This is a genomic window from Halopseudomonas xinjiangensis (genome assembly GCF_900104945.1).
Taxonomy (GTDB): Bacteria; Pseudomonadota; Gammaproteobacteria; order Pseudomonadales; family Pseudomonadaceae; genus Halopseudomonas; species Halopseudomonas xinjiangensis.
Window position 1 is genome coordinate 1,292,573 of sequence record NZ_LT629736.1, and the last position, 14,161, is coordinate 1,306,733.

Annotated in this window: 12 protein-coding genes; 10 read left to right on the forward strand and 2 right to left on the reverse strand. The window is 59.6% G+C overall.

Annotated features, from left to right (window positions below):
• Positions 1–68 precede the first annotated feature (68 nt).
• The 3 genes from BLT85_RS05895 to BLT85_RS05905 are packed head-to-tail and all read left to right on the forward strand — an operon-like array spanning position 69 to position 3,909.
• Positions 69–1,736, forward strand: coding sequence for a glutamine--tRNA ligase/YqeY domain fusion protein (locus tag BLT85_RS05895; RefSeq protein WP_093392285.1), 1,668 nt, complete (start codon positions 69–71; stop codon positions 1,734–1,736).
• Positions 1,736–3,121 carry a cysteine--tRNA ligase gene (gene cysS, locus BLT85_RS05900; protein ID WP_093392286.1) on the forward strand — a complete coding sequence of 462 codons (1,386 nt, stop codon included), beginning with the start codon at positions 1,736–1,738 and terminating at the stop codon, positions 3,119–3,121. Before BLT85_RS05895 ends, cysS begins: the two co-directional genes overlap by 1 nt.
• Positions 3,122–3,123: 2 nt before the next feature.
• Positions 3,124–3,909, forward strand: coding sequence for an SDR family NAD(P)-dependent oxidoreductase (locus tag BLT85_RS05905; RefSeq protein WP_093397444.1), 786 nt, complete (start codon positions 3,124–3,126; stop codon positions 3,907–3,909).
• Positions 3,910–3,944: 35 nt separating this feature from the next.
• Here the strand turns inward: BLT85_RS05905 and BLT85_RS05910 are convergent, their stop codons facing one another.
• The gene (locus BLT85_RS05910; RefSeq protein WP_093397447.1) at positions 3,945–5,357 is read right to left on the reverse strand and encodes an alanine/glycine:cation symporter family protein; all 1,413 of its coding nucleotides are present in this window, start codon (positions 5,355–5,357) and stop codon (positions 3,945–3,947) included.
• A gap of 198 nt (positions 5,358–5,555) precedes the next feature.
• Between BLT85_RS05910 and BLT85_RS05915 the strand changes: the two genes are divergently transcribed.
• The 4 genes from BLT85_RS05915 (at position 5,556) to BLT85_RS05930 (ending at position 9,470) form a co-directional block, all read left to right on the forward strand.
• The gene (locus BLT85_RS05915) at positions 5,556–6,383 is read left to right on the forward strand and encodes a metal-dependent hydrolase (protein WP_093392287.1); all 828 of its coding nucleotides are present in this window, start codon (positions 5,556–5,558) and stop codon (positions 6,381–6,383) included.
• Positions 6,384–6,587: 204 nt separating this feature from the next.
• Positions 6,588–7,706 carry an NAD(P) transhydrogenase subunit alpha gene (locus BLT85_RS05920; protein WP_093392288.1) on the forward strand — a complete coding sequence of 373 codons (1,119 nt, stop codon included), beginning with the start codon at positions 6,588–6,590 and terminating at the stop codon, positions 7,704–7,706.
• A 9-nt stretch (positions 7,707–7,715) separates the two neighbouring features.
• Complete coding sequence (locus BLT85_RS05925) at positions 7,716–8,045, forward strand: NAD(P) transhydrogenase subunit alpha (protein ID WP_093392289.1); 330 nt, start codon at positions 7,716–7,718, stop codon at positions 8,043–8,045.
• A gap of 3 nt (positions 8,046–8,048) precedes the next feature.
• On the forward strand, positions 8,049–9,470 hold the full coding sequence (locus BLT85_RS05930; protein ID WP_093392290.1) for an NAD(P)(+) transhydrogenase (Re/Si-specific) subunit beta: 1,422 nt from the start codon (positions 8,049–8,051) through the stop codon (positions 9,468–9,470).
• A 187-nt stretch (positions 9,471–9,657) separates the two neighbouring features.
• Here the strand turns inward: BLT85_RS05930 and BLT85_RS05935 are convergent, their stop codons facing one another.
• Entirely contained in the window at positions 9,658–11,091 is a 1,434-nt protein-coding gene (locus BLT85_RS05935; RefSeq protein WP_093392291.1) for an aldehyde dehydrogenase family protein, read from the reverse strand.
• Positions 11,092–11,325: 234 nt separating this feature from the next.
• On the opposite strand from BLT85_RS05935, the gene iscR reads away from it, so the two are divergent.
• From iscR to sufC, 3 genes are all read left to right on the forward strand, one after another.
• Complete coding sequence (gene iscR, locus BLT85_RS05940; RefSeq protein WP_093392292.1) at positions 11,326–11,811, forward strand: Fe-S cluster assembly transcriptional regulator IscR; 486 nt, start codon at positions 11,326–11,328, stop codon at positions 11,809–11,811.
• Between the two features lie 84 nt (positions 11,812–11,895).
• Positions 11,896–13,356: a Fe-S cluster assembly protein SufB gene (gene sufB, locus BLT85_RS05945; protein WP_172829814.1), complete on the forward strand. Its 1,461-nt coding sequence runs from the start codon at positions 11,896–11,898 to the stop codon at positions 13,354–13,356.
• A 52-nt stretch (positions 13,357–13,408) separates the two neighbouring features.
• Complete coding sequence (sufC, locus tag BLT85_RS05950; RefSeq protein ID WP_093392293.1) at positions 13,409–14,158, forward strand: Fe-S cluster assembly ATPase SufC; 750 nt, start codon at positions 13,409–13,411, stop codon at positions 14,156–14,158.
• Positions 14,159–14,161 lie beyond the last annotated feature (3 nt).

A 14,161-nucleotide genomic window follows, 5' to 3' on the forward strand; every position in this document is an offset into this window, starting at 1 on the left:
GTACGGCCTAGCCACAATCCGCAGGTAGCCCGATACGGCTACCTGCCCGTAACGAGTCGCTCAACCCTATGAACAAACCGGACACCACCCCGCCAGCGAATTTTCTGCGGCAGATCGTCAAGGCCGACGTCGAGAGCGGCAAGCACGACAAGATTGTCACGCGGTTCCCGCCGGAGCCCAATGGCTACCTGCATATTGGGCATGCCAAGTCGATCTGCCTGAATTTCGGCCTTGCGCAGGAATTTGGTGGTGAGTGCAACCTGCGCTTCGATGACACCAACCCGGCGAAGGAAGAGCAGGAGTACATTGACGCGATCAAGGCTGACGTGGAGTGGTTGGGCTTCCAGTGGGCCGGAGAGATCCATTACGCCTCGGACTACTTCGACCAGTTGCACGCCTGGGCCATCGAGCTGATCAAGGCGGGCAAGGCCTATGTTGATGACCTGTCGCCCGAGCAGGCCCGCGAGTACCGTGGCACGCTGACCGAGCCGGGGAAGAACAGTCCTTTCCGTGATCGTAGTGTCGAGGAGAATCTCGATCTGTTCGCGCGCATGACCGCAGGCGAATTCCCCGACGGCGCCCGAGCACTGCGCGCCAAGATCGACATGGCTGCGCCGAACATGAACCTGCGCGACCCGATTCTCTATCGTATCCGCCATGCCCACCACCACCAGACCGGTGACAAGTGGTGCGTGTATCCCAGCTACGACTTCACCCATGGCCAGTCCGACGCCATCGAAGGCGTGACCCACTCGATCTGTACCCTGGAGTTCGAAGACCACCGCCCGCTGTACGAGTGGTTCATCAACAACCTGCCGGTCCCGGCTACTCCGCGCCAGTACGAATTCGCCCGACTGAACCTGAACTACACGGTGACTAGCAAGCGCAAGCTCAAGCAACTGGTCGATGAAGGTCACGTGGATGGCTGGGATGATCCACGCATGTCGACGCTTAGTGCGTTCCGTCGTCGCGGTTATACCGCCGCCTCGATCCGCAACTTCTGCGAGCGTATTGGCGTTACGCGTTCCGATGGCGTGGTCGACATGGGCGTGCTCGAATTCAGCATCCGCGAAGACCTCGATGCCAACGCGCCGCGCGCCATGTGCGTGCTGCGCCCGCTGAAGGTCACGATCACGAACTATCCGGAAGGGCAGACCGAGCAGTTGGAGCTTCCGCGTCATCCGAAGGAAGACATCGGTGTGCGGGTGTTACCGTTCAGCCGGGAGCTGTACATCGACCGCGACGATTTCATGATCGATCCGCCCAAGGGTTACAAGCGTCTCGAGCCGGGTGGCGAAGTCCGTCTGCGGGGAAGCTATGTGATTCGCGCCGATGAAGCAATCACCGACGCCGACGGCAATATCTTCGAGCTGAAGTGCTCCTACGATCCGGATACGCTGGGCAAGAACCCGGAAGGCCGCAAGGTGAAAGGCGTCATTCACTGGGTGCCCGCCGATGAGAGCGTCGAATGCGAAGTGCGGTTGTATGACCGTCTGTTCCGCGCACCGAACCCGGACAAGGGCGAGGAGGGCGGTACCTTCCTCGACAACATCAATCCCGAGTCGCTGGTTGTGCTAAAGGGCTGCCGCGCCGAGCCGTCGCTGGCTCAGGCGACCGCCGAAGATCGCTTCCAGTTCGAGCGCGAAGGTTACTTCTGCATCGACTCGAAGGATTCTCGCCCCGAGGCGCCGGTATTCAATCGTACCGTCACCCTTCGCGATTCGTGGGGTGGCTGATGACGCTGTCGATCTACAACACGCTCAGCAAGAACAAGGAAACGCTCAAGCCGCTGGTGGGCAACCAGGTGCGCATGTACGTCTGCGGCATGACCGTTTATGACTTCTGCCACATCGGGCACGCCCGGGTGATGGTTGCCTTTGACGTCATTGCGCGCTGGTTCCGCTATCGCGGATATGACCTCACCTATGTACGCAACATCACAGACATAGACGACAAGATCATCCGTCGCGCTAACGAAAACGGTGAGACATTTCAGCAGCTAACCGGCCGTATGATCGCAGCGATGCATGAAGACGAAACCCGTCTGAACGTGCTGCGCCCCGATCAGGAGCCGCGCGCCAGCGACCACGTAGCGGGCATGCACAGCATGATCCAGACGTTGATCGACAAGGGTTATGCGTACGCGCCGGGCAATGGTGACGTCTACTATCGAGTGGGCAAGTTCGAGGGCTACGGCAAGCTGTCGCGTCGACGGATCGAGGATCTGAAAATCGGCGCGCGCATCGACGTGGATGAAGCCAAGGAAGATCCGCTGGACTTCGTTTTATGGAAAGCCGCCAAGCCGGGTGAACCCAGTTGGGAATCGCCCTGGGGTGCCGGTCGACCCGGTTGGCATATCGAGTGTTCGGTCATGTCTACCTGCTGCCTGGGCGACACATTCGATATTCACGGCGGCGGTCCCGACCTGGTTTTCCCGCATCATGAAAACGAGATAGCGCAGAGCGAGGCGGCCACAGGCAAGCCTTACGCCGCGGCCTGGATGCATGCCGGCGCGGTACGCGTGGACGGAGAAAAAATGTCCAAGTCGTTGGGCAACTTTTTCACCATCCGTGAAGTGCTGGAAAAGTACCATCCCGAGGTAGTTCGTTACCTGCTGGTTTCTAGTCACTACCGCAGCGCCATCAATTATTCCGAAGATAATCTCCGGGAGGCCAAGGGCGCATTGGAGCGTTTCTATCTCGCTCTCAAAGGGTTGGCGGTCGCACCGGCAGCAGGCGGCGAAAGCTTCGCCGAGCGCTTTGCCGCGGCGATGGATGACGATTTCAATACGCCGGAAGCCTGCGCGGTGCTATTCGAGATGGTGCGCGAAATCAACCGCTTGAAAGACAGCGACGCCGATGCCGCCGCCGCGTTGGCTGGCCGCATGCGAGAGTTGTCCGAGACTCTGGGCATCTTGCAGCTCGAGGCAGACGCTTTCCTGCAGTCCGGAGCCGAAGGAAAGGTCGATGCAGCGCAGGTGGAGGCGCTAATACAGGCTCGTCTAACGGCGCGCACCGAGAAGAACTGGGCGGAATCCGACCGCATCCGTGACGAACTGACTGCCATGGGTGTGGTTCTGGAAGACGGCAAGGGTGGCACCACATGGCGACTGGCGGACTGAGCATGCCTGCTTCTCTGATCAATTTGCGTGACCGTGTTGCGTTGGTGACGGGCGCGGGCAGTGCCGAAGGTATCGGTTTTGCTACCGCCAAGCTGTTGTTCGAAGCCGGCGCCTGCGTTGCGCTGACGTCGACCACCAACCGTATATTCGAGCGCCAGAAAAGCCTCGACCCGGAGGGAGAGCGCAGTATTGCGCTGGTAGCCGATCTGACTCATCCGGAGCAGGCGCAGGAGCTGGTCGACAAGATCATCGAGCGCTTCGGGCGGATCGACGTACTGGTGAACAATGCCGGCATGACCCAATCGGGGGCGGAGGAGTTCGAGTCCAAACTGTTCCACCACATGCCTTTCGAGCACTGGCAGCGCGAGATCGATCTGAACCTGAATACCTGCGTCCACGTCACACAAGCGGTTCTGCCGCACATGCTCAAAACGGGCTATGGGCGCATCGTCAATGTTGCTTCGGTTACCGGGCCGTTGGTGACCTTCCCGGGGACGGCCGGTTACAGTGCCGCCAAGTCGGCGATGGTCGGTCTGACTCGATCGATCGCACACGAGGTTGCAGGGCAGGGGATCACTGTCAACGCGGTTGCGCCGGGCTGGATCGCGACGCACTCGAGTTTGCCGGACGAGCTACAGGCCGGGCGTCGTACCCCGGTCGGGCGCCCTGGCACGCCGGAAGAAGTCGCGCGAGTGGCCTTGTTTCTGGCCAGTCCGGGATGCAGCTATGTGACCGGACAGATGCTGGTTGTGGATGGTGGCAACAGCTTGCAGGAGATGAAAGGCTAAGCAAGCGGCGCTTCGCAAGCGAAGCGCCGCTTGCTTCAACGCCAGATATCGGTGTCGATTTTTTCTCGCAGCTCGGGATAGTCATTGCCGCGGAATTTCGGCACCTCACCGCTCTTGCGCTGTGCCATGTAGTCCTTGGTCAACTTGGCGACCGTTCCCGACAGCAAGACGATCGCGATCAGGTTGATGGTTGCCATCAGACCCATCGACGCGTCGGCGGCATTGAATACCGTGCCCACCGCTTCGTACGCTCCCCAGACCACCATGCCCAGTGCGGCGACGCGCAGTATCGTCAGGCCAAGCGTGTTCCCCGCCCCCAGATAGATCAACGAGTTCTCCGCATAGGTGTAGTTGCCGACGATCGAGGTGAACGCGAAGAAGAAGATCGCCACGGCGATGAAGTAGGTGCCGGCCGGGCCGATGTGCGCTTCCATCGCCTGCTGCGTCAATTGCGTGCCGGTGACACCGGAACCGGGTTCAAGCACGCCTGAGAGCAGGATCATTACCGCCGTTGCCGTGCAGATCACCAGAGTATCGATGAACACGCCCAGCGCCTGGACCAGACCCTGGGAGGAGGGGTGATGCGGCATCGGCGTTGCGGTAGCCGCAATGTTCGGCGCTGAACCCATACCCGCTTCGTTCGAGAACAGGCCGCGTTTGATGCCGTTCAGCATCGCAGCGGCTACTGAGCCGGCTACGCCGCCGGCGGCTTCTTCCAGACCAAACGCGCTGCGCACGATGGTGGCGAGCACGCCGGGCACTTCGGTGATGTTGACGACGATGACGTAGAGAGCCATGAGCACGTAGATACCCGCCATCAACGGCACGACCATCTCGGCGAAACGCGCAATCGAGCGCAGGCCGCCGAAGATGACGATACCCGCGAGCACCGCGACGACGACGCCGACCCAGATGTTGGGAACACCGAAGGCGCCCTCCATTGCGTCGGCAATCGAGTTCGCTTGCACGGCGTTGAAGACGAGGCCGAAGGAGAGGATGAGTGCCAGGGCGAAGATCACCGCAGCCCAGGGAGCTTTCAAACCTTTCGCGATATAGAACGCCGGCCCACCACGATACTGCCCTTTGCCATCGCGAACCTTGTACAACTGCGCCAGGGTGCTTTCCGCATAGGCAGTGGCCATGCCCACCAGGGCGACCATCCACATCCAGAAGATGGCGCCGGCGCCTCCGAGATAGAGAGCCACCGCCACGCCTGCGAGGTTCCCGGTCCCGACACGTGACGCAAGGCTGGTGCAGAGAGCCTGGAACGGAGAAATCCCGCTCTGGTCGCTGTGGCGGGAGCCCTTGATGGCACGAATCATCTCGCCAAAATGCACGAACTGGATCAGTCCAAGCCGGATGGTGAAAAACACCCCCACCCCAAGCAGACCGTAGATAAGGATGTAGCCCCAGAAGATATTGTTCAGAAAGTCGATGATCGCAGTCATGTCTGTCTCGCCATTCCCGTTGACGTAATAATCACGTCTTAATGTAGTCGTCTCGATTGATTCGGCCAGGGAATAACCGAAGCCGCTGAGGGCGATGGCCGCAATTGCCATAGGTTTTGGCGCTTTCTGGCGCTATCAGTGCGCCTTTGGCAGGACTATATTGGGTGGACCTGCGTCAAACTGCCCAAGGACTTGCCCATGAATTCGCTGACGCCCCGCGACCTGAAGATCGTTCCCCGTCGCATGGATTTTGCGCTCCCCGATCCGTTGCTGCGGCACTGGCATTCCAACGATCCGTTCAAGACTCATTTTTTCAATGCCATGTCGGTCCTGTTTCCTGATGGCGAGCGTTATTTCATCGACTCCGTGAGACTATTCCGGGACCGCATCGATGATCCGTCCCTGCAAGAGCAGATCCGGGGCTTCATCGGTCAGGAAGGGCACCACAGCCGCGAACATGTCGAGTACAACGATCGCCTGCGGGCGCTGGGGTACGACATCGATCAGCTCGAAATGCCGGTGAAGAAGCGTATTCGCTTCGTACAAAAACAGTTCACTGCGGAGCGGCAACTGGCAGGCACTGTCGCGATGGAACACTTCACGGCCATCCTGGCCGACGCGCTTCTGCGCGAACCGCAGTGGCTCGAGGGCGCGATCCCGGAGATGAAGCAGATCTGGCGGTGGCATGCATTGGAGGAGACCGAGCACAAGGCTGTGGCGTTCGACGTCTATATGCAGGTATGCGGAGACCGTGACCTGCTGCGCAAGGCGATGCGTCAGGCTACGTTCTTTTTTCTCAAGGACGTTACGCTCGGGACTTGGCACATGCTGCGCCGCGACGGGTGCGCGAATATCGGGACGTGGGCCAGGGGCATGCGCTGGCTCTGGGGTCGCGACGGCTTTTTTACCCGGCTCATACCGGTATATCGCGATTTTTACCGCGACGGCTTCCATCCATGGCAGCACGACAACAGCGAAGTCATGCGCATGAATGCTGCGGAGTTCGCAGACGGGCTGGTGCGTTAAGCTCACTTCCGTTCAGACGACGGTGATAGCATTTCGCCGTTGCGTATTTCTTACCTTTGGCGGGACAGTGTTGCGCAATCGCGACGCTGTCTCGTGTCGATAAGTAATTTTTTGTTGTCCGTAACGAATCCATGCTGAGCTTCTGTCTCGCTTCGGCTATGCTGTAGCGCAAAAAAACGGCTATTCATTTGCCCAGGAGTCTCCATGCCGGTAAAACTGTACGTCCCCCGGGAAACGCGGTTACACGAAAAACGCGTTGCCCTGGTTCCTTCTGTTGCTGCGAAATTGATCAAATTGGGTATCGAACCCAGCCTTCAGCCGGGTGCCGGCGAGGCTGCTCGCATCCCTGACAGCGCCTTCGTCGATGCAGGAGCAGTTGTCGGTGGCGACGCCTCCGCACAGCTGATCTTTAGCGTTCAGCCACCATCGCTGGAGCAGATTCAGCAGATGCAGCCTGGCACCGTTCTGTGCTGCTTCGTATATGCTCATCGCGAGCCGGAGATTGTCCGGGCGCTGCGCGATCGCAACATTACCTGCTTCGCCATGGAGCTGGTGCCGCGTACCACTCGCGCACAGGCCATGGACGCGCTGTCCTCCCAGGCTGCGCTTGCCGGTTACTACGCCGCGTTGCTCGCCGCTTCCAGCCTCAACCGCATCCTGCCGATGATGACCACTGCCGTCGGCTCGCTGCGCCCCGCCAAGATTCTGGTGATGGGCGCTGGTGTAGCGGGTCTGCAGGCATTGGCAACAGCCAAGCGCCTAGGTGCGATGGTCGAAGGCTATGACGTGCGTCCGGAGGTGAAGGAGCAGGTCGAGTCGGTTGGCGGCAAGTTTGTCGATACCGGCGTATCGGCTGCCGGTGCAGGCGGCTATGCCCGCGAGCTGACGGCCGAAGAGCAGGCCAAGGTAGCCGAGGTGCTGACCAGGCACATTCAGAACGCGGATGCGGTCATTACCACTGCATCGATTCCCGGTCGTCCCAGCCCGAAGATCATCAGCGAGGAGCAGATTCGCGGTATGAAGCCCGGCGCGGTGATCATCGACCTGGCTGCCGAAGGTGGTGGTAACACGCCGCTGACTCAGCCTGGCGAAACCGTCGAAGTCGGTCCTGCGACCATCGTCGCGCCGCTTAACGTCCCCAGCCATCTGGCCGAGCACGCCTCCGAACTGTATGCGCGCAACCTGCTGAATCTGGTTGGACTCATGGTCAAGGACGGCGAGCTGACGCTGGACTGGGAAGACGACATTCTGGCCGGAGCGGTACTTACCCACGCCGGTGAAATCAAGAACGAAACGGCTCGCAAAGCCGCCGAGCTGAGCTGAGGAGCACCCATGGACGTCACTACAGCCATTACAGGTTTCGTAGCGCTATACATTTTCATGCTCGCCGCCTTCACCGGCTACGAGATTATCGGACGTGTGCCGGCGATCCTGCACACTCCGCTGATGTCAGGCTCGAACTTCGTTCACGGAATCGTGGTAGTCGGTGCGATGTGGGCTCTGCTCAATGCAGCCACACCGCTCGAGCAGGCAATCGGTTTCTTCGGGGTGCTGCTGGGCGCCGGTAACGCAGCCGGTGGCTACGTGGTAACCGAACGCATGTTGGAAATGTTCAAGGCGAGCGACAAGCGCAAGCCAGACGCGACCGCCGACAAGGAATAATCAATGTACGCTAACTTCATTATCGAGGCGGCTTACTTCATCGCCGCGCTACTGTTTATCTACGGTCTCAAGCGTATGGCCAGCCCGGTCACTGCGCGTTCCGGTATCGTTGTCGCCGGTTGGGGTATGGTCATTGCCGTCGTCGCCGCGTTTCTCTATGGCCTGGACGTCAATCCGCGTGCCGAAGAGCATCTGACCGTCAATATCATCCTGGTCATCGTCGCTCTGGCGCTGGGTATCGGCTGGGCCTGGTTCAGCGGCAAGAAGGTCGCCATGACCGACATGCCGCAGATGGTCGCGCTGTATAACGGCATGGGCGGCGGCGCAGCTGCTGCGATTGCTGCCAGTGAACTGTTTTCGGGTAACGCTCAGGCCCATGGCCTGGTCGTCACCATCCTGGCTGTTCTTGGCGGTCTGATCGGCTCGGTCGCGCTGTCCGGCTCGCTGGTCGCCTGGGCCAAGCTGGACGGTCGGATGAACAAGACGTTGCGTCTGCCCTCTCAACAGTGGATCAACGCTGGTCTGTTCCTAGGCTCGCTGGCTCTGGGCGCTGCCATCACCGCCATGGGCGCCGAGGCTGGCGTACCCATGCTGTTGATCGCTGTGTTCTTCATTCTCGCGCTGATCCTTGGCGTGCTGCTGACCACACCGATCGGCGGCGCCGATATGCCGGTGGTGATCTCCCTGTATAACGCCTTCACCGGTCTGGCGGTTGCCTTCGAGGGCTTCGTGCTGCAGAACCCGGCAATGATCATCGCTGGTACCGTGGTCGGCTCGGCCGGTACGCTGCTGACGCTGATGATGGCCAAGGCAATGAACCGTCCGGTCTCCAACGTGATCTTCAGCCAGTTTGGCGAAGGCGGCGACGGCGACGACGGCGACATCGAAGGCTCCATGAAATCGGCCGAAGCCTCCGATGCGGCGATTGCTATGTATTACGCAAGCAAGGTGATCATCGTTCCCGGTTACGGTCTGGCGGTTGCCCAGGCTCAGCACAAGCTGTACGAGTTCGTGAAGCTGTTGCAGAAGCAGGGCGTCGACGTGCGTTTTGCCATCCACCCGGTTGCCGGACGGATGCCTGGCCACATGAACGTGCTGCTTGCCGAGGCGGGCGTGCCCTACGACATCATCTTCGATCTCGAGGACATCAACGAGGACTTCGGTCAGGCGGACGTGGCGATCGTTCTTGGCGCCAACGACGTGGTGAACCCGGCCGCACGTCACCGCAAATCGAGCCCGATCTACGGTATGCCGATCCTCAACGTCGACTACGCGCAGCAGGCCTACGTGGTCAAGCGTGGCCAGGGCAAGGGTTATTCCGGTGTGGAGAACGAACTGTTCTTTGCCGAGAATACCTCCATGGTTTACGGCGATGCGCAAAAAGTCATGGTGCAGATGATCGAAGCGGTCAAGTCGCTGGGCTGAGCCCAGGGAGTTTAAGCCCAAGCTGATAGCTTCAAGCTGAAAGCAAAGCCCCGGCAGCGATGTCGGGGCTTTTTTTGTTTGCGATACGCAATCGCGCGTGAGCGGCTTGCGTAGTGCCACCGACCGCGACAATAAAAAAACCCGGCTTTCGCCGGGTTTCTGCTTACCGCTTGAAGCTGCGAGGCGCTCAGCCTTTCGGTACGTAACCGAAGATAGACTTCATTTCCAGGAAGTCTTCAAAGCCATGGTGACCCCACTCGCGGCCGTTGCCCGATTCCTTGTAACCGCCGAACGGTGCGCGGTTGTCCAGCGGCGCACCATTGAGGTGGACCATGCCGGTACGGATGCGACGAGCGACGTTACGCGCGCGGTCGATGTCTCCGGACGATACATAGCCTGACAGACCGTATTGGGTGTCGTTGGCAATGCGTACGGCATCATCTTCGTTCTCATAACCGATGATCGACAGAACCGGCCCGAAGATCTCTTCGCGGGCGACGGTCATTTCATTGGTGACATTGGCGAACACGGTCGGCTTGACGTAGTAGCCCTTGCTGACGCCTTCCGGACGACCGGGGCCGCCGGCGATGACCTTTGCGCCTTCTTCGATACCCTGAGTGATCAGGTCCTGAATCTTGGTCCACTGCGTCTTGGATGCGACAGGGCCGATAACCGTATCTTCGGCATTCGGGTCGCCTGGCTTGACCTTGGCTGCGACAGCCTGGGCAATGGCAACGACTTCATCCATCCGGCTGTTAGGCACGAGCATGCGGGTCGGCGCGTTGCACGACTGGCCGCTGTTGTTCATGCAGGACATGACGCCATGAGCGACCATCTTCTCGAAGTTGACATCGTCAAGCAGGATGTTCGCTGATTTGCCTCCGAGCTCGAGCGCAACGCGCTTGATGGTCCCGGCACCATTCTGCATGACGTGACGACCGGCGTTGGTCGAGCCGGTGAAAGACATCATGTCGATGCCGCGATGGCCCGACATGGCCGCCCCAACGGTAGGACCGTCGCCATTCACCAGGTTGAAGACGCCAGCGGGTACCCCGGCTTCGTCCAGGATCTCGGCCAGCAGCAGCGCGGAGAGCGGGGCAACTTCCGAAGGCTTGAGCACCATTGTGCAACCGGTGGCGATCGCCGGTGCGACCTTGCAGGTGAGCTGGTTCATCGGCCAGTTCCAAGGCGTGATCAAACCACATACGCCGATCGGCTCCTTGACCACCAATGTGTTGCCGATCTGCTCTTCGAACTGGTAATCCTTGAGCACTTCCAGAGCGACGGCGAAGTGGCCCAGCCCGGATGGTGCCTGTGCCATCTTCGACAGCTTGGCCGGCGCGCCCATCTCCTGAGAGATCGCCTCAGCCACGTCGCCCATGCGCTTCTGGAAGACGGAGATGATCTTCTCCAGCAGCGCGATGCGTTCTTCCCGGCTGGTCTGAGAATAGCTTTCGAACGCCTTGCGCGCCGCAGAGACGGCGAGGTCGACATCTTCATGATTGCCCAGCGCGATAGTGGCTACCGCTTCTTCGGTAGCGGGGTTGACCACATCAACGGTTCCCTGGCCTTTGGGTTCCACCCACTGGCCGTTGATGTAAAATTGTCTGTGATGGCTCATAGCTACTAGGCTCCTATCGTACCGTTCGAGTAATAGGCGAAACGATAGCACTCTCTACCGTTTTGTATCATCCGTTTTGTTTTCGATCAGCTTTGGTGATTCTGCTGCATCGCGTCGGCTTCAAGCTGGCCACCAGTAGCCTTATACTGTGTGCGTCATCACCGGCGTAATAGTTGACTAAATTGCTTGGATATTGCATAGTTTCGGCCATGTAAACCGGCTCCGGGAGCATCTATGCGTCTTACCACGAAGGGTCGCTACGCCGTCACGGCCATGCTGGACCTGGCTCTTCATCAGGAGCAGGGACCGATCACTCTGGCCGACATTTCCGCTCGCCAGGGCGTGTCCATTTCCTATCTCGAGCAGCTCTTCGCCAAGCTGCGTCGCGGCAAGCTGGTCCAGAGCGTCCGAGGCCCCGGTGGCGGGTATCGCCTTGCCGGTGGTGCGGATTCGATCAGCGTCGCGCAGATCGTCGAGGCGGTGAATGACTCGATGGATGCTACCCGTTGTTTAGGTAAGGGCGATTGCCAGCACGGCGAGGTGTGTCTGACCCATCACCTGTGGTCGGACCTGAGTAATCGTTTGCGAGAGTTTCTAAATGAAATCACGCTCGCCGAGCTGGTTTCCCGCGACGATATCCAACGGGTGCGTACGCGCCAGGATAATCGTGGCTGCTCCAGTGCGCGGCAGGCTGTAGCCGAGCTGGAACGCATCATCTAAACGGCCCCAGAGCCGTCCGAATCGTGCGGTGACCCAGGGAGGTCGCCGCTAGCCTGAGACACATCGCGGGATGTCGGGAATGACATGACCGCAGAAAGAGGTGATACCGTGAGCGAGCAAGTCGAAAGTCTCATCAGGAAAGACTACGCGGCCGGATTTCATTCGACCATCGAGTCCGACACGCTTCCGCCGGGCCTGAACGAAGACGTCATCCGCTTCATTTCCGGCAAGAAGGGTGAGCCGGAATGGATGCTCGAATGGCGCCTCAAGGCGTATCACGCCTGGCTGGAGATGGAAGAGCCCACCTGGGCCCACGTCCATTACCCCGAGATCGACTTCCAGTCGGTCTCCTTTTACTCCGCGCCCAAGAGCATGGCGGATAAGCCGCAGAGCCTGGACGAAATCGACCCGGAGTTGCTTGCCACCTACGAAAAGCTGGGCATTCCCTTGCATGAACAGGAAATGCTGGCCGGCGTGGCGGTCGATGCGGTATTCGACTCGGTGTCAGTCGTCACCACCTTCCGCGCCAAGCTGGAAGAAGCCGGTGTGATCTTCTGTCCGATCAGCGAGGCCGTACACAAGTATCCGGATCTCGTACAAAAGTACATCGGTAGCGTGGTGCCGCAGCGCGACAATTATTACGCAGCGTTGAACTGCGCCGTGTTCTCCGACGGTTCGTTCGTCTATATCCCGAAGGGCGTTCGCTGCCCGATGGAGCTGTCGACGTATTTCCGCATCAACGAAATGAACACCGGCCAGTTCGAACGTACGCTCATCATTGCCGACGAAGGCTCCTACGTCAGCTATCTCGAAGGCTGTACCGCACCGATGCGCGACGAAAACCAGCTGCACGCGGCGGTCGTCGAGCTGGTTGCGCTGGATGGTGCGCAGATCAAGTACTCGACAGTACAGAACTGGTATCCCGGCAACGCCGAGGGCAAGGGCGGCATCTACAACTTCGTCACCAAGCGCGGCATTGCGCATACCAATGCGAAGATTTCCTGGACCCAGGTGGAGACCGGTTCAGCGGTTACCTGGAAGTATCCCAGCTGCATCCTCAAGGGCGACAACAGTGTCGGTGAGTTCTACTCGGTCGCACTGACCAACAACTTCCAGCAGGCCGACACCGGCACCAAGATGATCCACCTAGGCAAGAACACCCGTTCCACTATCGTGGCCAAGGGTATTTCGGCCGGGCGTAGCGATAGCGCCTACCGGGGGCTGGTGCGGATCAATCCGGGTGCAGATGGCGCCAGGAACTATACCCAGTGCGATTCGCTGTTGATTGGTGATCGCTGTGGCGCGCACACCTTCCCGTACATCGAGAGCAAGAACCCGAGTGCGGTGATCGAGCATGAGGCGACTACTTCTAAGGTGAGCGACGACCAGCTGTTTCTTTGTCAGCAGCGCGGGCTGGACGCCGAAAAGGCCATCTCCATGATCGTCAACGGATTCTGTCGCGAGGTGTTCAAGGAGCTGCCGATGGAATTCGCCGTCGAGGCGGGCAAGCTACTCGAAGTGAGCCTGGAAGGCTCGGTGGGCTGAGTAAGCCCCCCTTTTGGCGATCCATTTGAATACACAGTATCAGGCGTAAATTATGTTATCTATCAAAGGTTTGTGCGCGAAAGTTGAAGAGAAGGATATCCTCAAGGGGCTGAGCCTGGAGATCAAGCCGGGCGAGGTGCATGCCATCATGGGGCCGAACGGCTCGGGCAAGAGCACCCTCGGCAACATCCTCTCGGGTCGCCCCGGATACGAGGCCACCGCCGGTAGCGTAACGTTCAACGAGCATGACCTGCTTGAGATGGATACCGAAGAGCGCGCCCGCGAGGGTCTTTTCCTGGCGTTCCAGTATCCGGTGGAGATCCCCGGTGTCAGCAACATGGAATTTCTCAAGGCGTCGGTAGACGCAAAGCGCAAGCATAAGGGCCTGCCGGAGCTGTCGTCGGTCGACTTCATGAAGCTTGCGCGTGAAACCAGCAAACGCGTGAATCTCGATGCGAGCTTCCTCAAGCGTGGCGTCAACGAAGGTTTCTCCGGCGGCGAGAAGAAGCGCAATGAGATCATGCAGATGATGCTGCTCGAGCCGCAGCTGTGCATTCTCGACGAGACCGATTCGGGCCTCGATATCGACGCGCTGCAAGTCGTCGCGGACGGTGTCAATGCGATGCGTGACGGCCAGCGTAGCTTCATCGTCGTGACACACTATCAGCGCCTGCTGGACTACATCATTCCAGATTACGTCCATGTGCTGGCGGGCGGTCGAATCGTCAAGTCCGGGGACAAGAGCCTGGCTCTGGAACTCGAAGCCAAGGGCTATGGCTGGATCGAAAACGAGGTAGCCTGACGC